The organism is Acidicapsa borealis, from assembly GCF_059115245.1.
This window is the reverse complement of the sequence record NZ_JCACNY010000001.1, coordinates 1,057,034-1,081,444: the sequence shown is the minus strand read 5'-3', so window position 1 is coordinate 1,081,444 and position 24,411 is coordinate 1,057,034. Positions and strand designations below refer to the sequence as shown.

At 53.1% G+C, this 24,411-nt stretch carries 21 protein-coding genes and 2 pseudogenes; 3 read left to right on the top strand and 20 right to left on the bottom strand.

Annotated features, from left to right (window positions below):
• Positions 1 to 5: 5 nt before the first annotated feature.
• The 7 genes and pseudogenes from AC5S27_RS04455 to AC5S27_RS04425 form a co-directional block, all read right to left on the bottom strand.
• A complete protein-coding gene (locus tag AC5S27_RS04455) occupies positions 6 to 2,153 on the bottom strand; it encodes a dynamin family protein (protein WP_493933363.1) in 2,148 nt (715 codons plus the stop codon).
• Positions 2,154 to 2,214: 61 nt separating this feature from the next.
• On the bottom strand, positions 2,215 to 3,783 hold the full coding sequence (locus tag AC5S27_RS04450) for a hypothetical protein (protein WP_493933362.1): 1,569 nt from the start codon (positions 3,781 to 3,783) through the stop codon (positions 2,215 to 2,217).
• A gap of 4 nt (positions 3,784 to 3,787) precedes the next feature.
• Positions 3,788 to 4,303, bottom strand: a complete 516-nt coding sequence (locus AC5S27_RS04445) for a hypothetical protein (protein WP_493933361.1) — start codon at positions 4,301 to 4,303, stop codon at positions 3,788 to 3,790.
• 48 nt (positions 4,304 to 4,351) lie between these two features.
• Positions 4,352 to 5,032 (bottom strand): hypothetical protein, encoded by a 681-nt coding sequence (locus AC5S27_RS04440; protein ID WP_493933360.1) that lies wholly within the window; start codon positions 5,030 to 5,032, stop codon positions 4,352 to 4,354.
• Between the two features lie 92 nt (positions 5,033 to 5,124).
• Positions 5,125 to 5,694, bottom strand: a complete 570-nt coding sequence (locus tag AC5S27_RS04435; RefSeq protein WP_493933359.1) for a hypothetical protein — start codon at positions 5,692 to 5,694, stop codon at positions 5,125 to 5,127.
• Between the two features lie 22 nt (positions 5,695 to 5,716).
• A complete protein-coding gene (locus tag AC5S27_RS04430) occupies positions 5,717 to 6,475 on the bottom strand; it encodes an RNA polymerase sigma factor (protein WP_493933358.1) in 759 nt (252 codons plus the stop codon).
• Between the two features lie 172 nt (positions 6,476 to 6,647).
• Positions 6,648 to 6,809 (bottom strand): annotated as a pseudogene (locus tag AC5S27_RS04425) (IS30 family transposase); the annotation flags it as partial.
• A gap of 621 nt (positions 6,810 to 7,430) precedes the next feature.
• Between AC5S27_RS04425 and AC5S27_RS04420 the strand changes: the two are divergent.
• The gene (locus tag AC5S27_RS04420) at positions 7,431 to 7,562 is read left to right on the top strand and encodes an AAA family ATPase (RefSeq protein WP_493937268.1); all 132 of its coding nucleotides are present in this window, start codon (positions 7,431 to 7,433) and stop codon (positions 7,560 to 7,562) included.
• A 695-nt stretch (positions 7,563 to 8,257) separates the two neighbouring features.
• Here AC5S27_RS04420 and AC5S27_RS04415 read toward each other — a convergent pair.
• From AC5S27_RS04415 to AC5S27_RS04360, 12 genes are all read right to left on the bottom strand, one after another.
• Positions 8,258 to 8,893 (bottom strand): class I SAM-dependent methyltransferase, encoded by a 636-nt coding sequence (locus AC5S27_RS04415; RefSeq protein WP_493933357.1) that lies wholly within the window; start codon positions 8,891 to 8,893, stop codon positions 8,258 to 8,260.
• A gap of 34 nt (positions 8,894 to 8,927) precedes the next feature.
• Positions 8,928 to 9,542, bottom strand: coding sequence for an FkbM family methyltransferase (locus AC5S27_RS04410; protein WP_493933356.1), 615 nt, complete (start codon positions 9,540 to 9,542; stop codon positions 8,928 to 8,930).
• Entirely contained in the window at positions 9,539 to 11,104 is a 1,566-nt protein-coding gene (locus tag AC5S27_RS04405) for a carbamoyltransferase C-terminal domain-containing protein (protein ID WP_493933355.1), read from the bottom strand. The genes AC5S27_RS04410 and AC5S27_RS04405 overlap by 4 nt, the downstream gene beginning before the upstream one ends.
• Entirely contained in the window at positions 11,101 to 12,063 is a 963-nt protein-coding gene (locus tag AC5S27_RS04400) for an NAD-dependent epimerase/dehydratase family protein (RefSeq protein ID WP_493933354.1), read from the bottom strand. Before AC5S27_RS04400 ends, AC5S27_RS04405 begins: the two co-directional genes overlap by 4 nt.
• Positions 12,050 to 12,763, bottom strand: coding sequence for a phytanoyl-CoA dioxygenase family protein (locus tag AC5S27_RS04395; RefSeq protein ID WP_493933353.1), 714 nt, complete (start codon positions 12,761 to 12,763; stop codon positions 12,050 to 12,052). Before AC5S27_RS04395 ends, AC5S27_RS04400 begins: the two co-directional genes overlap by 14 nt.
• Positions 12,764 to 13,543: 780 nt before the next feature.
• Complete coding sequence (locus tag AC5S27_RS04390) at positions 13,544 to 14,815, bottom strand: methionine adenosyltransferase (RefSeq protein WP_493933352.1); 1,272 nt, start codon at positions 14,813 to 14,815, stop codon at positions 13,544 to 13,546.
• On the bottom strand, positions 14,812 to 15,720 hold the full coding sequence (locus AC5S27_RS04385) for a radical SAM protein (RefSeq protein ID WP_493933351.1): 909 nt from the start codon (positions 15,718 to 15,720) through the stop codon (positions 14,812 to 14,814). Before AC5S27_RS04385 ends, AC5S27_RS04390 begins: the two co-directional genes overlap by 4 nt.
• A 734-nt stretch (positions 15,721 to 16,454) precedes the next feature.
• Positions 16,455 to 17,069, bottom strand: a complete 615-nt coding sequence (locus AC5S27_RS04380; protein ID WP_493933350.1) for an ABC transporter permease — start codon at positions 17,067 to 17,069, stop codon at positions 16,455 to 16,457.
• A gap of 206 nt (positions 17,070 to 17,275) precedes the next feature.
• The gene (locus AC5S27_RS04375) at positions 17,276 to 18,262 is read right to left on the bottom strand and encodes an ABC transporter permease (RefSeq protein WP_493937267.1); all 987 of its coding nucleotides are present in this window, start codon (positions 18,260 to 18,262) and stop codon (positions 17,276 to 17,278) included.
• Positions 18,263 to 18,276: 14 nt separating this feature from the next.
• Positions 18,277 to 20,055 (bottom strand): peptide ABC transporter substrate-binding protein, encoded by a 1,779-nt coding sequence (locus AC5S27_RS04370; protein ID WP_493933349.1) that lies wholly within the window; start codon positions 20,053 to 20,055, stop codon positions 18,277 to 18,279.
• Positions 20,056 to 20,385: 330 nt separating this feature from the next.
• Positions 20,386 to 20,613: a ParB/RepB/Spo0J family partition protein gene (locus AC5S27_RS04365; protein ID WP_493933348.1), complete on the bottom strand. Its 228-nt coding sequence runs from the start codon at positions 20,611 to 20,613 to the stop codon at positions 20,386 to 20,388.
• Between the two features lie 80 nt (positions 20,614 to 20,693).
• Positions 20,694 to 21,419, bottom strand: a complete 726-nt coding sequence (locus AC5S27_RS04360) for a zincin-like metallopeptidase domain-containing protein (RefSeq protein WP_493933347.1) — start codon at positions 21,417 to 21,419, stop codon at positions 20,694 to 20,696.
• A 273-nt stretch (positions 21,420 to 21,692) separates the two neighbouring features.
• Between AC5S27_RS04360 and AC5S27_RS04355 the strand changes: the two genes are divergently transcribed.
• Positions 21,693 to 21,917 (top strand): hypothetical protein, encoded by a 225-nt coding sequence (locus AC5S27_RS04355; RefSeq protein WP_493932670.1) that lies wholly within the window; start codon positions 21,693 to 21,695, stop codon positions 21,915 to 21,917.
• Positions 21,886 to 23,994, top strand: a complete 2,109-nt coding sequence (locus AC5S27_RS04350) for a recombinase family protein (RefSeq protein ID WP_493932671.1) — start codon at positions 21,886 to 21,888, stop codon at positions 23,992 to 23,994. The genes AC5S27_RS04355 and AC5S27_RS04350 overlap by 32 nt, the downstream gene beginning before the upstream one ends.
• Before the next feature lie 14 nt (positions 23,995 to 24,008).
• Here AC5S27_RS04350 and AC5S27_RS04345 read toward each other — a convergent pair.
• Positions 24,009 to 24,224 (bottom strand): annotated as a pseudogene (locus AC5S27_RS04345) (DUF1738 domain-containing protein); the annotation flags it as partial.
• Positions 24,225 to 24,411: the final 187 nt, after the last annotated feature.

The window sequence follows — 24,411 nt, the reverse complement described above, 5'->3', positions numbered from 1 at the left end:
ATACTTCAGACTGCTTGCGCTTGGCGCGGAGCGTTTGACTGCGCCGCGCTGGTCAAGGCTTGCTTCAGTTGGTTTCTCGATTGCCGAATCTGATCCGCGTACCCTTTGAGTACTTCGAGCTTGCTGGCGCGATCGGCCGCACTACGCAGCGCATCTTCCTGCTGATTGCGCAAAGCTTGATCCTCCGCCTGAATCTGGTCGTTGACCACTTTCATCACATTCGTCTCGATCTCGCCGAACTTCTTTTCCACCGCTTCCGCAATCGTCGAGCGCATTCTCCTCGGTTCGCTTGCCAGTCCGCCGAATGCGGGCACATCCTCTTTCTCATTGGCAGGATAGCCATTGAGCAGCGCATTGACCACCGCCTTCTTTACGTTGGCTTCCAGCTTGTCGACTCCACCGGCAATGCTCCATACCAATCCGCCCAAGGCCGCGAGCGGCACCACGACAATTGCCTGAGGTCCAAAGATCAGCATCAGCGGAACTGCGACGGCCAGACGTCCAATCAGGTCGCGGCCGATCGCGTTCCAGCCGCCCATACCGCCAGTCGCGATGTAGTCAATCTGACCTGTAGCCAGCCCAAACGCTGCGGCGGATACCCGGTTAGCCAAACTTGTAGGTTTAAATCCGGTCGCTGCGCTTGGCGGCGTCCAGCCGGAAAGATTAAGCTGTATCTCCTCGTACTGGCGTTCGATTGCCGTCACTACATCCGTGAGATCGGCCATCATATTATCCATGTGAAGCTTCAACGCCCTGGGTGCGCCATTTTCTTCCAGAGGCGCCTCCTGCCAGCGCTTTACCCGCTGACGAATGTACTCCAGTGCAATATCCTGCGCTTCCTTGGCGAGTGCTTTTTGAGACACTCGCGCCATCACGATCGCCTTCCACCGTTTTGTAAATTCCTCAGTGTGGATGGAACGCAACGGCTGTTGCGTCATGTACTCAGGTAAATCCCTTTCGATATCGGCATACAGTTCTTCCAAGCTGTTCTGGATTGAAGCCCGAGCCTGTGTCTTTGCGAACTTGATGATCTCTGGAATACGCCTTGCTCGTTTTGGCACATCTGCCAGCTTCGGCAGCAGTTCGGCCAGCTTATTCTGAAAGCCCTGCTGGTCCACTTCGAGTGCCTTGATCTGCTTGTCAATCGCCTGCTCAATCGAATTCAGAACTGGCTCAGCCCGTCCAAGGAACCTCTGTAAATGCACATAGCGTGGCTCAGCCTGCAAATAGTTCGCAAGCCGCTCTTCAAATTTGAGAACTCCCGATTTTCGGACAGCTTCCTCATCCTCATGCATGCGGCCTTTGAATGCCTGGAGCGCGTTCATGAAGAACACGTCTTCGCTCTCCAGAAGCTCGCCCTTATGCTCCTTTCGCCCCTTGATGGGCGCAACGACGCGGTTCCAGATCACCGATACCGTTGCGTTGGACGGTGGCATGGCGACAAACTCAGGCGGATCAGGATCGCGCGCGTTGACGATTGTCAGAAGCGAGGTCAGTCCGTCATCCATCAATTGTTGCAGATACTCCCGCTCCTGCATTCCCATTGTGCCGGGATGCGCGAGAGCCAGCACCGCCGCGTCGGCATCCTTAGCGGCAGCGAAGGTGATGAGATCCATCGTCGGGTCATCATCGGTTCCAGGAGTGTCGAACAACTCGACCCCGCCCTTGCAAAAGGGCGTAGGATAACCAACCTCAAAGCCCTTGATCCCTTGAAAAAACAGCTCCGTCTCGGCTTTGGATGTCTTTTGCTTGCCCTGCTTGATGTAGTCTTCAAACTTCCACTTCTCTCGTTTGTCGATGCCATTGCCCGCGTCTCGAATTGCAAAGACCTCGGGTTTGTCCGAGTAATAAATCTTAGTCGGCACAGCGGTGCAAGGATTGATGTCCACTGGCATTGGCCCCTCGCCCGGCTTCAGACCCGGGATAGGAATGGGAGATTTACCAAGCAATGCATTCAAAATTACAGATTTACCGCAGCGAAAACGTCCGAATATCATTACGGTGAATCGATCGCGCGCCAGTTCGCTTTGGATGCTATCCAGCTCCCGCGCATTCCCAGAAAGCTTCAGCGTCACAGCGACGCCTTCCGCTTTTTTTAATGCGGGTACGGCCTTCGCAATGCACTCTTGCGACTTACGCGCGAGTTCTTCCATTCCATTCTTCATCACAATCTCCTAGACCAAGTTGTACAGTTTCTGTCTCTTCAAGAATCAGTTAGTTGAGAAGCGCCGCAAGCCGCTTTCGCAGTCCCTCAATGTGTTCAGTAATCTCTTTGTTGTCCGGCCCGCTGGCGGAACGATAGCTCTCTTGCATTGCGTTGCCGAGTAGATCGTCGAGCTTGCGTACTTCTTCTCCGACCCGTTGCCGAAAACGAGCAGCCACCATCCGCGCCTCACTTTGAAAGTGAGAAATCGCGCGATCCAGAAAGTGCCTGACTGCTTCCGTGGCGAACTCGCGGCATTGCGCAATATCGCAACCGGCATTGGACTTCTGCGTCGCAGCTACCGTGCCGATCAGTCCTGCCAATACTCCTATGGGAATCCCTATAGGAAAGTGCATCAGCCACGAAGCCGCCGCGCCAACGCCAACCGTAATCGGTAGCCCCATTACAACCAGGTTGTGGCTGAACGCGCCCTCTCTCTGCCGTGGTGTACCCGATGGAAGTCCGCTTGAAACACGCTCTTCAAAGGCATCGCCACCTGCCAACGCCCGCGACAGCAGCGGCTCTGGATAATCTCCAGGCAACTCGGATCTCAGCGCTACCTCGTTCACAACCTTCCAATCCACAATCTCAAACAATCCTTCAGAATCGCGTTTCAGCTCGTTCCGCTGAGTTTGGATCACGGACGCAATGCCCTCGGCCCACACCGGTGAAGCTTCGCGCAGTTTCTTATCGACGATGGCCTGAGCAGTCTCTGGACGGATCGTCTTATTGCTGCCAAAGACATCGAGCAACGCTGACTGAATCGATTCCTTCAACTGCTCGCTCCAGTCGCGCATCGATCCAGCTACCTGCGTCACCAGCAACTCAGCATCGCCATCCAGCCGTCGATTTAACCGCGCACGAAAGTCGGAGATGTTCTCGATTGCAGCGGCCAGATCCTTGGTCCACGTAGCCTGGCTCGACAACCGTTTTGTGCGCTGCTGCCGATAGATATCTTCGGCGGCCTCTAACAGTGCATCAGTCTGACGAGCCTCCAGCACAGTCCTGTCCGCACCGGGCCCGCGCAGCCACGCTGCCAGCGCCAGCTTGTCAGCCTCCGCTCGCTGATTCAAGAACGAAGTAGCCCCACCGTTACTCCAGAAATACACACCAAAGGCCTGCAGCTCAGCGTGAGCCCAATTCGATGGTGGATCATTCACCAGCAATCGCCACGCGGTTCGCTCCACCAGCTTGAGATCTTCCTCCGACGCCAGCCCATCCACGCAAACGACAACGGCATAGGATCCCGCCGGACGGGTAAAAAACTCGCGCCCCAGTGCTTCCACATCCTCTGCCTCAATAAGGCGGTCACCGGGAAAATAGGCAATCAGATGAGGAGTTATCCGTGTATCAAGGGAGATCTCGCCAAAGCTGATCGCTCGTACTCCCGCAAGCGGTGTTGAGGTACTGAACCATGCCATAAACGCTGTCGGATCGGCCTGCGTGGCTGCAACGACCGCGACTTGTTGAGATTCCCCACTGTTCTTCAGCGCCTCGATACCTGCTACCACCAAAGGCCACTCCTGCTCGCGCGCCAGGCCCAGAAATTCATCGCATATTCCTGTCAATTCGCCGCTCACTCGATTAGGCCTCCAGCCACTGGTAAAAGTCAGGTACAAGGTCGCGATATTGTGGTTGCAGTTGCTGAGGAATCAGAAAATTGAGCAGCTCTGAAATCTGCACCCGCTCCTCTTTGTCCATCACCTCGCCATGAAAGAACTTTGGCGCTGCGGCGTCGAGTAGTTCGCGTACTCTTTTCAGCCGCGTCTTCAACTCCTCCAACGTGCACTGCGGCGGAGTCAATTCCTGCCGGCCGAACTGTGTGTCGCCGGAGAACGGCAGAACATCCTGCTGCGCATACATGAGCAGCTTCGCGTTCTCGGCCGAGATGACCCACCAGCGATCCGGAGCATCCTGTACTTGAAGCTGCCCAGGTACCCGCAGCGCCGGCGCCGCAAAAAACGCATACCCCGGCCGCCGGGCGCGAAGCGTCGGAAGCCCCAGCGCAATCGCATGCGTATCCGGGATTTCCTGCTGCTTGACCGCGTCGTTCCCACGCCGTTTGGCAAGCTGTTCGAATGAAATCAACTCGTTTTGCATTTCCATTTCCTCGCAATTTGCTTCAACAAAAATAACTCGTGGCAAAACCTATTGATGCCCAAGATCCGTAACAACCGACGAAGCGCCGTTCTGAAGCCAACCCTCAAGGGCAGGGTGTCCCACTGGCAGAAACCGGCGATACTGCCCCGCCCCGCTATCGTCGATATAAACGCCCTCAACCTTGCCTGTCTCCGCACTGAAGACCGCGTTCGTGACTGTCACGGCATGATTCGGCTCACCGGAATCGTAATAAGCTGCATCATCCCAAAGCTCGCCCGCGTTGACCTCAATGATGACTCCGTGTCCATCGCAAATCCTGTCCGCGATACCCTCCAGTGAACCGCCAAGCTCCAGGTGTGCGGGAACCCCAAAGGACTTGAGCACCTCCACCTGGTCCATTACACTTGTACCGCCGCTCATCTCAGGCGAACCTGGCACAATCTGGCAAAAGCCGTTGTCCATTGCATGCCGTACCACATCGTTCTCGCTGACCTTCACTCCAAACTGATTCAGCACGTCCCCGCACGAGACAAGCCCGCAATCTCCGTCGCAGCCGAACTCGTTTTCACCCTGCTTGTGGAAGTAGTCCTTGCTGCAATCGGGATTACCGACCAGCAGGCCTTCCCGGCCATCCGGCAACTCGATGAGTTCGCCATTCAAATCGCGGTTGATATCTGGCAGATCGATATTCCAGCGATCGCCATGATCTCCGCCAATGGGCATATCCATGTAGTTCTCCAGCATTCTCTGGCGTCTCTTGATCTTTCTTAAGACCCTTCACTGATTAAGTGCGTAAAAACGGAAACTTATGACGGATTTTTTCAAACAATATTTTCCGCTCCGGCAATCAGCATTCGACCACCTGTTTCAAGCCACGCTTCTTTCAACTTCTGAGCAGTCACAAAATCCCGCTTTGAGGCGGTCTCGCCGCTTGGAGAGTGAATATCGAACCCGATCAACCGCAGGCTCTCCGGATCGCGGTAGGCATACGCCGGCATCACAAGCTGGTTGGCATGGCCACAGTCAAAGAAGCTAGCGTTTTCCAGCAGTTCTCCGGCATTCACCACAAGCACTACTGCTGAATTCGCAACAATCGCCATGGCTACATCCTCAAGTGAGTCTGCTTGTGCAATCCTGGAGTAGACGCCAGCTTCCTCAAGTCTCACAGCAACATCGACCAGCGTATGACCGCCTTCCATGATCGCAGGAATCTCGTCCTCGGCGCCTAACAGGGATAACGAAGCGGCGATCAGAGACTTAAGGTCGCCGTGAAAAATCCTGCATATTTCAAGCCTCGATGCATCTCCTTCCTCAATAAGTTGCCGCTGGTCTTCAGTCACAATCGTGCGACCGCCTGTCAATCGCCGCCCAATTCGCTGTTTGTCCATCATGGAATCACGCCCCCAATCTCTCTTACTTCAAATCAAGCGAAAGCAGAATTTTGCGGCACGCGGACCGCAAGGCCGTTCTCCATCCCGCTCTGTGATAATCCGCATCCCCGTCCAGAACGCGTGCCTTGAAGACCTCAAACTCGAAATCGTACAACGCATCCTTTCCTGCATTCCGTGCTTTGAGCGCCGCCTTCATAAGCGCCTTCGTACCGCCGACTACCTCAGGATGGTGACAAAGAATCCAGGTTCTGATTTTCGGTATCGCACGGCAATAGGACGCCGCACAGTCGTTGGCGGAAATGCCAAGCGCACGCCCCGTCTGCTCCCATGACCTCTCGTCAAGATCGATATAGTGCTGCACGACCGCGGCTTCTTTTGCGGTCAACACACCAAGCTGCGTTACTTGCCCAATGACCGCATGCACCCAACTCGCATCTGGCATCGAACTTTCGGCCTCGTTCTTGAATGTCGAGTCTGGATCGGCTTCCTCCTGATCCTCAACCGAAACGATCTGCTCTCGTCGCCTGATCTTGGCGCGAATTGTCTTTTTGATCTCGACCTGCGCTAGCGAGAAAACCCAGGCATCAAACCGCGCCGGATCGCGAAGAGACAAATAACCACTCCAGGCATGGAAGGCAACCTGCTGCACAGCCTCTTCCGACTCTCCGTCGTCGCCAAGGCGTCTCATACAAAAACGTTCGATCGATGGCTTAATCGCAAGCCATCGCGACGTGAAGTCGTTGGGCGAAATGTCGATCTGCGGAGACTCCCAACCCGGCATTCCAGACTCCGAAGCGATAGTCAGACCTTCCAGCCGTGCCTTCCCATGACTTCAGGCGAGAAAGCCTTCAGGAGCCCGTCGGATATGCTCTGTCGTTTGAATGGCAAGTATGGTGCAACAGAAATGCGAAGAGTTCTTTCATTCCAAAAACTACGCTTTCAAATGGGTGGATTCAAGCTCCAAGTGCAACGTCGTTGATTTTAGCTGCCCAGTGCTTTTGGAATTCGAAGGAGCCTTCCGGGAGAAAGAGCTTTGCAGGTGCTTTCCATCCGAGGGATTTTCTGATTCTGGAGTTGAGCATGATGGCGATGTCGTCGAGCACTTCCAAAGCAAAAACAGCGGCTGCGAGCCAATCTCAAAGCCAAAACCTAAAAGAGAACCTCTAGTTATGAATGGATGAGTGAACGGGGGCAGGTCAAGAGGACCTTCATGCAAGGACGGCTGTTCCAGTCGCACCAAAGCCCTCAAAGCTCAAACGCTACTTCAACGAATAGTGAACTGCCAGTGTCTGTGGAGACTCTTGAATACAAACGATTCGTGGAGTTCTGCGAGGCTTGTAGGAGAGACCGATACATCGGCCTGTGCTACGGAACTGCTGGAGTCGGTAAAACCCTCTCCGCCTTCCACCATAGTCGCATCGAAAAGATCCTTCCTTTTGATCGATGGAGCGCGGAAAGCGTCCGACGACCTGCCGATCGATACAGTATTCTTCACCCCCGATGTGATCAACACGCCAGCTCGGATCGATGTTGACATACGCCAAGCTCGATCACTTGTCCGCAGTATCGTCCAAAGGACGACACGCACCGAACAAAAATCGACGCTTGATGCCCTACGAAGCCGTGATGAGGCATGGCAGGTTGAGCATCGGGACGACCGAGATTACCGGCCCAACCATCCTCCTCCCCTCAAGCCAACCTACTGGGAAACTCTGAAGTAATACGAGTCGAAGCTTCTGGCCGTACCTGATCCTACGACTCTGATCATCGTTGATGAAGCAGATAGCTTGTCAATGAGCAGCCTCGAGCAGCTGCGCTCCGTTTTCGATAAGAGCGAATTTGGCATCGTGCTGATCGGAATGCCGTGAATCGAAAAGCGCGTCGCTCGTTACCCTCAATTATTCTCAAGAATTGGATTCGTTCACGAGTTCCGACCACTCAGTGATGCCGACATCCAGGTTCTGCTGGAGGAACGATGGGCGCCTGTAGGATTTCACCTCCCTCTCTTTCCCCCTGATCCGGAGGTAATCGCAGCCGTCATTCGGCTCACTCGCGGCAACTTCCGCCTGCTCGTTCGCTTCCTGACACAGATGGAACGGGTCCTTGCAATCAACAAGCTTCAAACCCTATCGGTGGATGTTGTCCAAAACAGCCCGCGAGAATTTGGTCATTGGGCAGGCCTGACAAGCAGCCCCAGACCGGACTGGTGTGCCAAATAATTAGGACAGAAGTTAGCTAAATAATTTGAAAAACAACATCAATGGGTGAGAAAAAGGGGACACGTCATCCCCAGACTCCGCTTTCGCGCAAAACCCGCAGAATCTCCTCTTCGCTGTGTCCCTTCTTGCCGATAGTCCGTCTCTCCTCTCGTCCTTCCACATAACCATCACATGCGCAAATCCTCAACTTCAAAGCGGATGTTTTTGGGTTGTGAGTCATCGAACATCGAAGCTGTTTCGGAGTTTGGATTGGCGTACGGCCTAGTAGATCGGGCCTACTCGCTACCTCAATAGATGATTTTGTATCCTCACGTGTCATGATAAACACGAGATAAAGCTACAATTCATCGCAATCCTTGAGCGATGCAGACTGTGCAACGTGTGGTGTCCTTGGTCCACGTGGCCGGGACGCGACCAGCAAGATCCAACTCTTCTCTATATACGTCTTTGAATGCTGCGGATAAGATCCGCACCCGCTCCGCTGGAACCCTACCAATAGTAAAGAACGAAAAGCGCCCATCTGTGCGAAGATGCGTTCGACACACTTTTTCGATAAATCCCTCGAAGTCCGCGTTTGCTAAACCTGCAGGGGGCCAGGTGTCATACATAATGGCATCGTATTTCGAATATACATCCACCTCTTGCCATGCGCCCTGCAACACGCTAATCGCGGCATTATCGCACAGTTCCCGCAACGAAGCCCGAAGTTGTTCGCAGACCGCTGGATGAGGTTCGATTACAGTAAGTGATCTAATCCCGATTTGTACTACTTGTCCAGAAAACACGCCGAGGCCACCTCCAACCTCGAGAACATCCGCGTTAGAGCGATCCTCAAGAAGCAGTGATGCGTGGTGCCGCATGAGTTCTTTCTCTGCATAAAACATTACGTATTCAGTGCCAAGCCTCAATCCATGTTCATCCCAGATCGCGGGCCTTGCGCATAAGTCACTCAAATGCTTCTTGTGTACTTCAGTCAACACGCTTCACATCCACAATTTGATTTGGCATAAATAACTATTTCAGCTTGATTCTCCCACTCTTCGCCTCGAATATAAGGTTTGCTGGAGTCGCGTGTACTAATGCGTAATCGTCATCATGAAATACTTCTTCAATCAAAGATACATGCGAATTGGGTCTACTATTGGCGTATTCAATGATAACAACAGTCGGCATCCATCTATTTCTATCTAACGAATCCCACACCGCCAATTCGTGCCCCTCTACGTCGATATCTAATATATCTATCTCAGCGAGATTGTATTTGGCAGCAATGTCCGTTAGCGTTACAGCTTGAAGAGAGATTGCGTCATAGTTAACATCTTCACAAGGAACTAAGCTTGAACGAGTCGGGCGAAGTGGGTGCAGCCAAAACTCCACTTCTCCCTTGACATTAGAGATCGGCTCGAATTCACACAATTTCCGTTCACGGATCAGTGAATCTCGGTGGCGGGGATCTGGCTCAATGCAGACACATTGCCAGCCGGAAAGTTCAAAGATTAGGGAATTACTTCCTGATTTTCCGTCGCCGGCACCAACATCTATCATGACCCCGCCGTTTCTCGTGTCGTAGTGGTCAACAATCCACACGTCTTCGCCAAACTGTGAGTGACTTTCTAGCTTTTCCGTCATATGATCCAGTCCTCGTGAAGCCATAACTCTCCGTCGACTACGAATCCATCCAGACCACATTTTGAGGCAAACGGATCTAGTTCCGACATACTATTTATGAATCCAAGTCCACTCCAATTCAAGGATGTATTGCATAAGACTCCATATCCCGTCAGTTTACGGCATTCTTCAAGTAGATCCCATAATAAAACATTTTGCTGTCTCGAAACTGTTTGGGCTCGTGCTGTACCATCAACGTGAGTCACAGCCGTTAAAGATGGCGAACGCACCTTGTGAAAATACAACATGTAAGGACTTTCCTCCCTCCCTTCGAAATAATTTCCGGCATGCTCCACTTGACAAACGGGCGCAATCGGTCTGAATTGCTCCCTATTTTTAATAGTGTTGAGTCTAGTTCGTGTTTCTGCTTTGAAGGGGGACCCTATGATGGATCTGAATCCCAGCGCTCTCGGTCCCAGTTCACAGCGCCCGCATATCCACGCAATAATACCGCCACGGTGCACAATGCTGGCTATCCTAGTCGAGCCGCGTCCGACCTTTTTCCAGTGGCTGCTGGGTGCAGTATCTGCCACAAAAGTAGCACCGCAATCTATCCGCCATTCAAGCCTTCGTGGGCCGCCAAGAGCTTGCTGAGCGTCGATTGCAGCGCCCATGGCAACACCTGAATCATTCGGACAAGGCGGTACAAAGACCTCCGCCTTCCATTGTTGAGCAATTCGGGTGTTCCATTCGCAGTTCAACCCGCATCCACCCGCGAGAACCAGTGGGACTGTCTTGTCAAATTCGGTCTCGATCGCGAACCAGAATTTGTCGAATATCGCATCGCTTAGTAGCCTTGCAAATCGCTTGAGTTCTACAGACTCAACACCAGCATTGTAGAGGTGAGAACTCCTAAACGAACCTTTTCTCAGCGGATAAACGCTTTCGGAACCCATGATCTTGTCTAAGAGATTGCGCTCACTGAGATCTGGATCGATCCTGTGCTCTTCGAAGGCTGCCAGCGCCATCAGCTTTCCCGCATTCTCCAGCAAAAGCGCAGGGTCAGTATCATCATTCAGAGAACCATTTGCCAATGCATACGGGAACACGTACCTGCTTCCAGGCTCCGGCAAAACTGTTCGCACGAGTTCGATATCACATCCGGCGCGAATGCGATATATCCGCCCGAGATCGCCCTCCCACAGTAGAGCCTGACAATCCGCGTCTGGATCAATATTCGATAGGCCAAGGGAACACCACAAATGGCTCCGCTCGTGGGTCGTTTCGATGAGAAGTGTGGATCTGCCAAATACCCCTATTTTTCTCGCAAACGGTCTATCCAGACCGTAATAGCCAACTCCCGTCGGGAATGTCGCTGATCCATTGCCTTTCCACCAGCCACTGTGTGCGAGAACATCTGGTACCTCGGGAACGTGTTCCAACGCTGTCAGCATTGTATCGGCCCCGAAGCGAGAATGTCTCGGAAAACTGCTCTTTTCAGCCTCTTGAGCATAGATCAACTTGCCTTCGCTAAAATAGACAACTGAACCATCGTGCCCGCCATTGATGCCCAATATGTTCATATCACCTCATTTCGGAACAACGAACGCTTTCTCACGATTGTCTCAATGGAGTCCTGCCATTTGCTCCAACAGAAACCCATCTGGTAAGCCTGCTGTGAATCCAGGTTCATGAGGCACTCGGCAGCGCTATTCGGGGGAACCCACAAAGGGATGCCGGTCCAAGGGACGTGACCATCTCTCAGTAGTTCTGCTGAACTGATTGGTATAAGCGGACTGTGAGAGTGAATTGTATTGGCGACTAACCCTAGGATATCCCACAGACGAGGAGTTGTCTGTCTTGGGGCACTTCCAATGTTTATTGTCTCCCCATGTGACTTCTGCGTCACAATCATTGTGATGAATCTGGCGATGTCCTCCGCCTCAACAAACGCAAGAGTGGAATCATTCGGAACAATGATGGGCATATTCGCGGTCATCCGTTCAACCCACCACTCCAGCCGTCGGGACCTATCCCCGATACCTAAAGTTATCCCTAACCGCAAAACAGTTAGATCGCGGCAATCCATCTCAGCCCATTCACGAAGAGCCTTCTCGGCATGGACGCGACACAATTGTCGCGCCCATGACCACTTATCAATAGCACTATGAACGCTATCAACCAAGGCACCGTTTTCGGAAATGGGGTACTTGTTTCGGTGGTCATACACCGAGCCAGAAGATAGCACTATAAATGACTCAGATCGCAGAGACTTAAGGAGATCGACATGTCCGGGGTCGTGGAAACAGCAATCGATAACGGCATTCCACCGATCAGGAAAGCTCTTGGAAACGAGGCAAGCCTCAAACTCTTTCAGGCGAGTTCGGTCGCACCAAATTACCTGAGTATCCGTGGCTGCCGTGACTCTCGTTCTCGCGACTCGATATGTATCGTATCCATGTGCCATCAACGAGTTGACAATAGCAATTCCAAGGAGCCCTGTGGCTCCGATCACGAGAACAGAATTATCACGCTCTATCATAACCGAGAACCAACAGGCGACGTGGCAGTTTAGATGTGTTAGCTTCGGACGCATGTACAAGACAGGAATGCCAGATAATAACGCTTCCCATGGGCGCCGTTAGCGCAATACTTTGGTCATCTGGCGCCGATTCAGTACCTACAACAGGCCCGTGTAGGCCGCCGTCACGCACAACAACTTGCCGGTTGTGGGTCCCTGGCCATACTTTTAGTGGGCCGCTGTCAGAGCGTGCATCATCGAGTAGAATTCCGACTGAGATCACGTCCCGACTAAGCCCACGTTTTGTAAAATAAGCCGCGTCTGTGTGCCGGTGAACTTCCGGCCCAATGACGGGCAGATTCAATCCAGGAAACCTGACATTTAGTGTCTGCTTCATCATCAGCTTGTTCTCGATGAGCCTGGGACTGGCTTCCAAAATAGCTTTCACAATTGCGGCTAACGCCGTATTGTGAGTTAGCTTTGCCAGGCGGGATGATATGTCAAGTACGGGCTTTATCTTAAACAGATATGTCTCGCCGCCAGGCAATCTCCAAAGATGAGCTCGCTGCAATAGAGCGCTATCATGAGCCACAATCGACGCGACCAATGTTTCGCACTCGGCATGCATCGCTTCACATTCATCTTTCGCGAGCATTGACTGGAGAACGACATAGCCCTGCAATCTAAAGTGCTCGACCTGTTCTTTTCTCTCTGGATCCATCCACTGTAACTCTCATAAACGTTTCTGCTCGCTCATACCCACACGATGTCAATGAACAATGGTCGATGATCTGAAAGCAATCGCCCATCAGCCTCTCCTTGGAGAAATACCTCAGCTGACAGCACACGAGTCTTTCGGTTCGACCGTAACCAACACTGGTCAATGCGACCGAACACTTCCGGGATACATGTAGCGACTATCCCATAAGCACCATGACAATTCTCCCAACGATCTCTTGGGCGCGTCGCTGTTGGTCCGAGTATTCCCTCCGCAGCTAACCAACAATCTTCAAAACCTTGCGCTGTCATGAACTTCGATTCGGGGCCACCATGTAGACAATTAAAATCCCCACCTATTATGGCAATATCCGCCTCCATGAACAAAGGGGAAAGCAGAATTGACCGAAGCTCAGTATTACGCACCTGCGCAGCGCCTTTACTCCATGAGAGGTGGAGGGCGCACAAAGCAATTCTTACTCCCTCTGCGCAATATAGTCCCACCGCTGCAGAGCGTGGGGCTCCTCCAACCTCTCTGAGCTTTAGTTGCCAGTCCTGAGCTTTGGGGTACCGGCTCCATTCGTAGACCCCAACTTCGTGGCCATCAATGACCTCGGAACAAGCAACCGGGCCTAATTGTCTTGACGAAACAGTCTCAACGAGACACATGCAATCTGGCTCACACATATTAATAACGCGCTGTATCGCAGGCCATCGCGAAGGCCACGTTAGCGAGTTCCACCACAGATTCCAAATAAGTATACGCATAGCCGATTCCTTATGCTTACTGAGATGCCACCAGAGTGCGCGCTAAGCTTGTAAGCCCTCCCTTACGAAATACTAGATATGGAGAAGACCTCAAGATGGTCTTCCAGAGCGATGGGACCATATCTAGTGTTTCTTGAACTAAACTCTTTAAGCTTGATTCGCTAATCGCGTCGCCACGGAACGATATGCTGACAAAAGAAGGGTCAACTAAGGGTCGACCATTGTCGGTCGCGATCAATACTTCACTTGAAGATGCACCGAACTCTTCAACGACACGATTGGCTATCACCTGAGCACTTATCGTGTACAGCTTTCCGACATGATGTAGAGGATTCTTGCCCGAAGGGGCCTCCGCCGTCGATGCACGCAACGCGTTAATGACGCCGTTGATTTTATTCCCCCGTCCAACTGCTCCACAGTCCCCCTTCCCCAGGGATGTCCCGAAGGGACAAATGTACGCCGATGTTGCTGTATCCTTTGTATTTAGCGCAAGCTCCACTCTGGAGCATTTAAGTACTTCCGCGATCGAATCCAACCGTAGCGTCAATACGGTACCAATAGAACCAAGCATGTCTCTATATTCCGACATGCTTGAAATGCGGTCAGCATGGCCCGGTACGCATACGGTCGCCCGGAGCCAGTCATCTCTGCGAATAAGAACGACTTTTACATCGGTGCCGACTAACTTGTTTTGCGCTATCAGCCCTCTAATAGGATCTGTTATTGCATTTTCGAGCTCAATCGCGTGACTAGCCAGATCATCGACAGCTGCATAGGCCGAACACAGCACAGTATCATTGGCAACAGACTCCCTCCGGTGCACCTCTTTCAATTCCTCTACGGTCGATGGTTCGTAAAACGCGGCTAGATGATCAACACCAACGCCCGAAGTGTTTTCTATATTGAAATTAATATGTCGGTCGATGTCTGTTTCGCCCAACGCTGCTCTGAGAACATCCCTTGTGGCTTGACGCAAAAGCCCATCCAGATCGATCAATTCCCGGCCAATTCCAACAGTGACTTTCCCAAACAAATGTACAGTGATCGGTTTGTCGATAAGAAATCTGCCGAACTCAACCTTCGCTGCGCATCCAACTAGGTTGACTTTATCCACCCAATGATTAAGGACTACACCCCACCGCTCCAAACAAGCTTCGCAATACGCTCTGCTAAATTCATCTGCGATTATGTCTGCTAGAGAATCCGGATGCCCGATTCCCTTCCTTTCGACTGCATCCACGCTCGCGAGCGAGCCCTCGTATCCCACTTGCTTAGCAACTATCTTCATTGGAGGACCCGAAAAATAGGCTCGGGGATCGACTGCGTCTGTAGAGGTGGAGGGCTAACCAAGTTTGAAAGGCACTGCGAAACAACTAGTATTCGGCCTGCGGTGCAAGGTTTCGGTTCCGTTTGCAGATCAAGCGGTCCATTGTATATATTGCCCAGGACTCCGCCCACTGAGGCGCATCTTCGAACATCGCCATTGATCATAACTTTGATTGCACTTGCCCCAGCATTACACTCAAGCCCCTTAAAACACATCATGCCCTTAAGATAAGGCTCGTTGAAGGCATAATTCCCGGTGAGATCCATTACCAATTCTCTTTGACTCTTAGTGTAGGAGTCTGGGTAAGTTGCGTTGTTCCAACGGCCCTTAAATACTTTCCCGGAAAGGTTCGTTACGCCCATTCTTCGAAGAAGTGCCATATCCCGCTCAGCCCGATCCAGTAGTGGGGGATAGAGTACGTAGAGTGCAAGTACTGGAAACCCCGCATCGATTAGAACGCGGTAAGATTCCACGTATTGCTCGACGGTTTGGCGTAAACGTTCACGCTCTTCGATATGTAGCGCCGCTGCAATCCGCCGAACGCGTGATGGAGAGACCTCTCTTGCAAATTGGCTTACCAGCGGCGATGAAAGATTCGTATTGATACTGATTGTATGTTTATCCGTAAGACCCACGCAGAGGTCGATGAAACCGGGAAAAAGGAACGGCTCACCACCAGACATAGAAATGTGGCAATTGCGCCCCAAAGAATCGAACGCCGCGACACATTCCCCTGGCGATAATTCGTCAAGATCTCGGTTGTTTAGGACACGCCTTATCTGAGGATGACAGTACTCACAAAAAAAATTACAGCGGTTAGTGAGGTGCCAGTCCACATCCAGTTGTGATTCTGTATGAACTCCCATAAACGGACCTCTGAGGTCTTGCCTCTCATTCGCGACTTGTAGACAGTAACGTGAGTATAGCAAAACGAGTCGAAAACGACCATCACTCCATCTAACGCGCCCGCACGAGGCCGGCGAGGATTGCACGACGAGGTTCTCGAGTGCTGAGTTTTGCCGGATCTTCGTTTGGTTTCCTCGGGGTTGAAGCTCCCATGTAGCCACTCGCCGCGGGTCGGGCCGGACGGATGAAGTCAGCGTGCACGCTATTGAAGCGAGCCCAGTGATCAAAGGGCGCATGCTAGCAGAACTCAGTACGTTGTCCGCGGCGATCGACTGAAGTGCTCCGTGCCGTGCAATGGCAGGTCCAGCGCCGCCTACCTTCACACCGCCCAGCTTTGTGTCCATGGGAAGGCATGCGTGCTCGCGCGTGAGCTGATCCCCCCCCCGTCAGCGCAATCGCCCAACGCCCATCGCCGGTTCGGTCCCAGCGCCGCGCGTGCCGTTACGCATGTTTTTTGCATCTTGGTTCGCAGCATCCGGCCCTCCCCGGTCGAGAGCCTGTAGATGCGTTTCACGCCGAACTCGGAGCCTTCCCGTTTCAACAGCACCATCGGCTGGCGCCGCATCGCACACTGCTGCAGAATCTCCCTGACAGTGACGCCCATAATCAAGGTTCTTCTCTCCTGTTTCCTGAAAAACACAACAGGTCACAATCTCAACTTCCTTTCCATTTGACTTTTGCGCCTTGAGCCCACTCAATCGACAGGCAGTTGTCCTCCGCACCTCGCAATCACCGCCTCGCCGAGGAGAGTTAGGATTATCACTGTCGCAATGAAGGCCCCACCCGGTGCAATGAAAAGTAAAGGTTGAATGGGCAACGCCTGGACGCCCGCGCTCGCGAGCCCTCCTAGAGAAGGAAGTGGCGACGGAACTCCTAGACCTAAAAAACTCAGGATGGCTTCGTCAACGAGCACTTTGGGGATCGTTATGGCAAGACTCGTTACAATCTCATTCACCACGTTTGGCAACATGTGACGTATAACAATTTGCTTCGTAGTCGCTCCGAGAGCCACGGAGGCTTCGATAAACAACTGATTCTTAAGCGACCGGACCGCTGAGTCAACAACTCTTGCGGTTAAGGCCCATGATGTAGAGCCAAGTATGACCGTCAACATAACTACTCCGCCTCCGAACACGGATCTGCACAGAATCAGTGTTAAAGGAACTGGAATAGAGAAAAACACATCCAGGAGTGCCATCATTGATGATCTTATAAAACCATCATTAGCTCCGGCGATGGCACCATACACCGTGCCAACGGAAACTGCAATCAGCGCCGCTATTACTCCAATTGAAATACTGAGGCGCATGGCGACAACCAATCGCAACATTGAGTCACGTCCGAGCGAGTCAGTGCCCAGTAAATGAGGATAGCCGGGGGAGCTTAGTCGATTATGCAGGTCTTGACTCGCAAACGTGTACCCTCCGCAAACGTCTGATATATAGGGCACTATAAAAATGCTCGTCACCAAGAGCGCGAGAATGATTACGACATATTGAGACCTTATGATTGCAGTCATCGCTGACCCCGCAATCGGGGATCCAAGAGACTCTTACACGCATCTGCACAGAAATTGAAAGCTGATAATAACGATGCGGCGACAAATATTATCGCTAACATTAAGGGATAGTCGTGTTCGTTTGCAGCCTGCTGAAAATAGCGGCCGATTCCTGGAATTGCAAAGAGTGATTCCACGACAACCGAGCCGACTATTAATCCAGATATCGTTACGCCGGAGTACGATATCGTTGAGCCTAGTGCATTCGGTAAGACGTGGATGAGCATAACTCGTTTTTCCGATAGCCCTTTGGCTCGCGCTGTACGAATATAGTCACACTTCATCACTTCCATAACACTTCCACTGACATAAGTAGCTATCGCGCACGTTGGACCCACAGCGAGCACTCCTATTGGAAGAATCACGCTACGGGGAGTTGGGAGCCGAAACCCGTTACATACCCAGAACCATTGAATTCGGGCGGCTGGTAGCCAATAGAGAGTTAAAGAAAATAATAGAATCACCGAAGGGCCAAGGATGAATGTTGGTACAGCGATGCCAACTCTCATTAGCCATGTTGCGATCCTCGTCACCCAACAACTACTCCGGCGACACGCGTAGTACATACCTAGGGAGATTCCCCCGACAAGCGAAATAGTGTATGCACTGATAGCGAACAAAGTGGAGATCGGTAGTCCCTCGCGCAGCAGGTCTCTAACGGGCCGTTGCTGCGAAATAGATAGGCCGAATTCCGGATACGGATGCCACTCGCAAGTCGCACTGGCACATGAGAACCCAATAAAGCCTGCCGCAAATTGCTTATATTGCTCACCTATAGGTCGATCGAAACCATAGCGCCTTCGCAGTTCCTCTTGCAATCTCGGATTTGTGCTGTAAGAGGAGAAGGGATCTCCAGGCATGCATCTAGTAATAAAAAAACAGACGGATGTCGCGACGAATACCGTTAATATCGATGCTGCCAACCGCTTGCATATCGACACCATTATCATAATTTCTCCTATACAGAAGCAAACTTGAATCGTATTTTATAATTCTGATTCAGGGGCACGCCCTTAACATACGGCTTTTCCATCAACTGCCAGGCCCCGTGGACCATAGGAATGACCGGCATATCGGTCAAGAGTGATTTTTCTGCCTTGAGCATCGTGCTGAATCTAGATACAGAATCCAGCGTGACGCGGGCTTCATCGGAAAACTTGTTGAACTCGGCATTCTGCCAATTCGATCCACCGGCATTCGCGCCGATCCTTATGAAGTCAAACATTGTTGAGGCTTCTTGGCCGAGAACCCATCCGGACCACGCAACACCATCAAGCCGACCCTCCATAAGCGCCTCAAAATAGGGATTCAGCTCCATCCGATACAAACTAACGACAATTCCAAGGTGCATTTGCCATTGATATCTAATAGCTTCAAGCACGTCATCCTGAAGAGTGTCTGGCGTGAAGCCGAACAGCTTCACATGGAGCGGCTCGCGATCCTCGAAGATGTGCGACGACCGCAGAGCGTAGTTAAGCACTTTTCGTGCGGCAACAGGATCAAACGAGAGCACGTTAACTTTGGCGTGCTCGATATCGACATAGACAGTTGGCTTTTCGTCTGTTTTATTGGGCCTAAAGACGGAAGACGCTGGTAACTCCCCGCCATTATAGAGCGCCGCAATAGCTTGTTTGTCTATAGACATGTTTAATGCATAGCGCACATAGACATTATCGAATGGAGGAGTTGTTGTATTAACGACTAAGTAGTCCAGCTGATTAGATGGCGAACTATGGAAGTCTGCATATTCCTTGAGTGTTGGGAAATATTGGCGCGGTATCGATCCACATTGCAACGTATCTATATCGCCTGACTTGTATAGATTGAGGCATGTAAGGCTGTCTGAAGTGGGCAAGAAAACAATTTCCTCAAGAGACACTGTTGATTTGTCGTAATATGATGCGCTCTTTGCGACAACTAACTCATCATATGCCTCCCATCGTTTAAGCGTGAATGGTCCATTTGCGATTAGATGCTCTGATAGATACCAGGAACGCGGCGCTCCGCGCCCTATAGCGGATTCAATACACTGGCGCGGTAGTGGAGAAAATATCGGCTTCGCCAATAAAGGCAAGAAAAAGTCGGTGGGTTGCTCTAGGTCGACTTGAAGCGTGTAGTCATCTATCGCGATAACACCTAGTGTCTCGGGTGCCTTCAGGCCCAGAGTTATCTGAGACGAGTTGCGTATAAAGCTATTTGAATAGGCTTGCGGGGCAGCTGTCTTAGGATCAAAGAGCCGTTGCCAAGCATATACGAAATCGGCGGCAGTTAAAATACTTCCATCAGACCATAGGCTCGGTGGTTGTCGTCTACTTAATTCATCTCTTCCTGATTCGCCAATGGTTTGAGATGAGGGATTCGTAGTCGGTATGGACGTTCCATGCGGACTAGGATGGCCACGAAGATAAAACGTAAAGCGGGTCTTTTGGGAATTCGAAATGTAATTCGTAGCAACACCAGACATCGGTGCTAGTGTCCAGGGGTTGATGGTGACAAGACCCTCAAATAGAGCGTCGAGAATATTTCCTACGTTTTCAGCAAGATAGGCATGCGGGTCTAGCGAACTCGGCTCGGAGCTATTTGTAATAATCAACGACTTTTTTTGATTGTTGCGAACTTTACCGTAGTTGACCCTATTTCCTTGGCAGCCCTCTAGATAGAGCACTAATGATGCAGAAGATAATGAAGTCACAAATTGGCGACGATTGGCTCTCATCGATATGGACTTGGCAATCATTGATCAACTCCCGTGTGTGGATTGTCGAGGCGGCTAAACTGACAGAATCGAATCGTAGAGCGTAACTCTTGGTGCCTCTATATTTTCACAGTCATGGAAGATGTGAATAGTCAAAAGTCCATCGACTTCCGGTCAGGCTCACCGTTGTAGAAGATCGAATTGTCTCCTTCCCAAGGCATGGTGGATTACGCCACCGAAATTCCTTGCTCTTTGCTACTCATGCGCCATCTCCCACAAATTAGCTCTGCACCCATCCCGCACGTTGTTAGGTGCGCTGCCACCTCTTCATTCCAGGCGTGATTGTTTCTGCACGATCTCCTGTTTGTACGGTCACTCGGCCATCCGCGCGGCGCGATAGCGCCTCGCTCCGGCGACGATTTCGAAACTTTGGTCCGAGAGTGGCCGCACAAGCAAGGGCGAGAGCACTCCCTGAGTGCGAATGCTTTCGGCAAGCTCTTTCAGAGCGGAATCCTCAAAAATCCGGCGCGGGTTGGTGGATGACTCGGTGAGGACGGCGAGGGGAAGGTTGCGGTATTCGGTTGCGGTGTTCATGTTCATGGCTGCACTCCTTGAGCGGTTGGGTGTACCGTTGGCGGTTGAGCGGACAACGCGAAGCCATCCGCCCCGGACAGAGCGGGTTAGCTGGCTTGCGCCAGTTCGGGTTCGGCTTCTGTTTCGTTCGTGGCTTCCGTTGCGGGTGTTTCCAAGGCGGAAAGGATGACGGCGGAGGTCTTCTGAATGACTTCCAAGCTCTCTGCCAAGAGTGCGGCGTTGCCGTGGTACAGGTGGATATAGTCCGCCGATGCCCTGCCAGTGTTCAGGCCGATGGTTTTTCCTACAACAAAGGCGATTGCCTCGGCCTCGGTTTCCTTCACCGTCTTGGTAGTTGCGGTGCGCCGTTCGGCCTTGTGCAATATCTCGTGTGCGAGTTCATGCACAAGTGTTGAGAACTCCTCGGCGGGAGACTGGCCGGGAAGGATAGCGATCTTTCCTCCGTAGCTCACGCCCATAGCAGGGGCTATGCTTTCCTTGAACTCCAACGCGATCCCCTGGCCGATGACAAAATCCACAAGCCGTTCGCGGTACTCGCCGACGCTTCCTGAGACTCGCTCGGAAAATTCGGGAAGCTCCTTGCCTTCGGTCTGGCTCACATCGAAGACGTAGGCAGAGCGGAAGCCGCAAACGACGGCTTCATTCTGAGTGCGGATGTCCTTCTCGGCTTCCTTGTCCTTCTTGCGTCGAACGCCAATAACTGGGGCCAGAATGCGGATTCCGCGCTCTCCCTTCTTGACTCTGCGTCCAAGTTGGTTCCACGCATAGAGGCCAGCAACGCGGGTAGCGTCCGGCTTCTGCGAAGCACTCACACACTGCCCATGTTTCTCTGACGATTCACTATGCGCATCATCCTCAGTTTGGGCGGACGGTAACGCTAGTTCGGCGCGTTTCGTTTTCCGGGCAGCCTCGGAACCAGCTTCAGTTGCTTCTTCCCAGCGGCGATCAGCTTGTCGTTCCCGCATGGATGCTCGATGAAGAGCATTGCCGCGGCATGGCGGTGGTCGAACGACCAGTGATAGCGCTCTCCGCGCTTCTTGCCCTGCGCTCTCTGATCGACACCCAGCCAGAAGACGGCTGCCCCGATGACTCGCTACCTTCAGAAGCATCTTCGCCAGGAGGTGCATTCGGTGAGCCCACCACGCCAGGGATCTCTTCCCTGGGACAAGACCAAGCCCCAGCAGCTCCCGCAGACAGCGCAGGTGCGCTGTCGCGAGTTGCTCAGCCAGATGCTGCTCCGAACCATGAGCGGCGTAACCCCCGCAGAACAGGAGAGCGATGAGCGAGAAGATTCAAGCCATTCACATTGATCGGGAGGCCTGCGTCTATGTACGGCAGTCCTCCATGCAACAAGTCCGGACACGTCTTGAAGGGCAGCGTCGCCAGTACGACCTTCGCGAACGTGCGCAGACACTGGGCTTTCAGCGTGTCGTCGTGATCGACGAAGACCAGGGCCGCACTGGAACGGGTTCGGTCGAACGTCCCGGCTTCGGCAGATTGCTTGAGTCCGTTTGCTCCGGCAGGGTCGGCGCCGTCTTCGCTTTGGAGGCCTCGCGTCTGGCAAGGAACAACCGCGACTGGCATCACCTGATCGATCTCTGCGCGATGGCCGGGACACTCGTCATCGACCACGACGGCGTCTACGATCCCAGTCTGCTCAACGACCGGCTTCTGCTCGGTCTCAAGGGCACCATGAGCGAGTTCGAGATCAGTCTGCTGCGCCAGAGGGCGATGGAGGCGCATCGTCAGAAGGTGCGGCGCGGCATGGTGATGACGCAAGTGCCTTTGGGCTACGTCCGCACCGAAGAGGAAGGGATAGAGAAGACGCCCGACCGCCAGGTGCAGGAGGCCATCGCCGGTATCTTTCGCAAGTTCCATGAGCTGGGCAGCGTGCGTCAGGTGCTGCTCTGGTACCGCGATGAAAAGCTTCCCCTTCCCGTTCTCTCGCGTGAGTCCGGCAACCGCAAGACGGTCTGGATCGAACCCATCTACTCCAGCCTCTGCGGCATCCTCAAGAACCCGGCCTATGCAGGCGTCTTCGTCTGGGGCAGGAAGCATACGCGCACCTCCATCGTCGAGGGCCGCGCCCGCAAGACACGCGGTCACGCTCGACCGCAGGACCAGTGGGAGGTCGTCATCCCGGACCACCATGAAGGGTATATAACGTGGGAAGAGTTTATGCGCAACCAGCAACAGATTCGCTCCAACGCAGGATGGAACGCCCGCATGGGAGGACTGAGCGGCGCGGCGCGCAACGGGCCCGCACTGCTGGCGGGACTGCTGCGATGCGCACGCTGTGGCCGCGCGCTTCAGGTCTTCTATACCTCCAGCAAGCGGGACGGGCCGCTGCCGCGCTACGAGTGCAGCGGAGACCGCGCCCATAAGTTGAAGCGCAGTTGCATCACCTTCGCTGGTTGGCGAGTCGACCGGGAGATCGCAGCCGAGGTGCTCGAAGCCCTGCGCCCTCTCGGCGTGCAGGCCGCGCTCGATGCGCTCGAACAGACCCAGAACCGAACCGATGAGAAGCGGCGCTCGCTCGAACTCGCACTCCAGAAGGCACGCTATGAAGCTAGCCGTATCGAACGGCAGTACCAGGCAACAGAGCCGGAGAACCGTCTCGTCGCAGCAGAGTTGGAGAAGCGATGGAACAACGCACTGACTCATGCCGACGATCTGGAGCGCCGCCTGGAAGACGCGACCGCATCGGCACTTCAACTCACCCCGGAACAGCGGGAACAGTTGCTCACGCTCGGCGACGATCTCGAACGCTTGTGGGACCATCCCAGCTCGCCGATGGCGTTGAAGAAGCGCGTCCTCAGAACGGTGCTTGAGGAAGTCGTCGCCGATACCACCGATGAGCCTCCCGCCGTCCATCTCAAGCTGCACTGGGCTGGCGGTACCCACACGCAACTGACGGTGCGCAAGAACAGGACTGGCGACCATAACAACGTCAACTCGGAAGAAGTAACGGAGTTGATTCGTGAACTCGCTCTTGTCTGCGACGACCGCGCCATCGTGTCTATCCTGAATCGGTTGGGTTATCGAACGGGTCACGCTAACACTTGGACGGAGAAGCGTGTGCAGCACGTTCGACATACCAAGGGATTTCCGGCATGTCCGCCGCCGGAACAGCGCCTCTGGATCACGATGCAGCAAGCCGCCGTCGCACTGGGTATCAGTCAGGCGTCGGTTCGCCAATTGATCGAACGAAAGATCTTACCGGCAAAACAAATCGTCAAGTTCGCCCCGTGGACGATCGAACGCGCTCACCTCACGCTGCCAGCCGTCCATAGAGCCGTCCGTCTCATCCACACGGGCCGCCGATCTCCATCGCGCGTAACCAGCAACGCCCAAACCCCTATGTTTATTGACTCCAGCGAGGTGTAGCACTATGTCACTGCTTTCTGTCGGGCGATTTCGAGAATGTTCCCGAACGAATAGTTATGGAATTTACCCATTGCGGTGAGGTAGGCGGTGAGACCTTCGCTGTGTCCTGCCTCAAGCTGCTCGATGAGGAGCTTAACGTTGGCGGCGATGACTTCTTTCGCGATCTGCTTTTGCTGGTTGTTGTTCTGGGTGAACGGGGTAACGGGTGCGGTGGTGGCAGTGGTTTTCATGGGTGCTTTCTCCTTGGGTTTTTGCCGTTGCTTTTACATGCCGCGCGGCATGTACCTACATGCCGAACGCCTCCTGGCGAAGGCGGGGGTAGCTAGGCGCAATGGGGAGGGGGATCGCCCACCCTTGAAATGAAGCGCAGCGAGAATGGAAAGGGCGGAGCGCAGCGGAGGGCTGCACAAGCGCAGG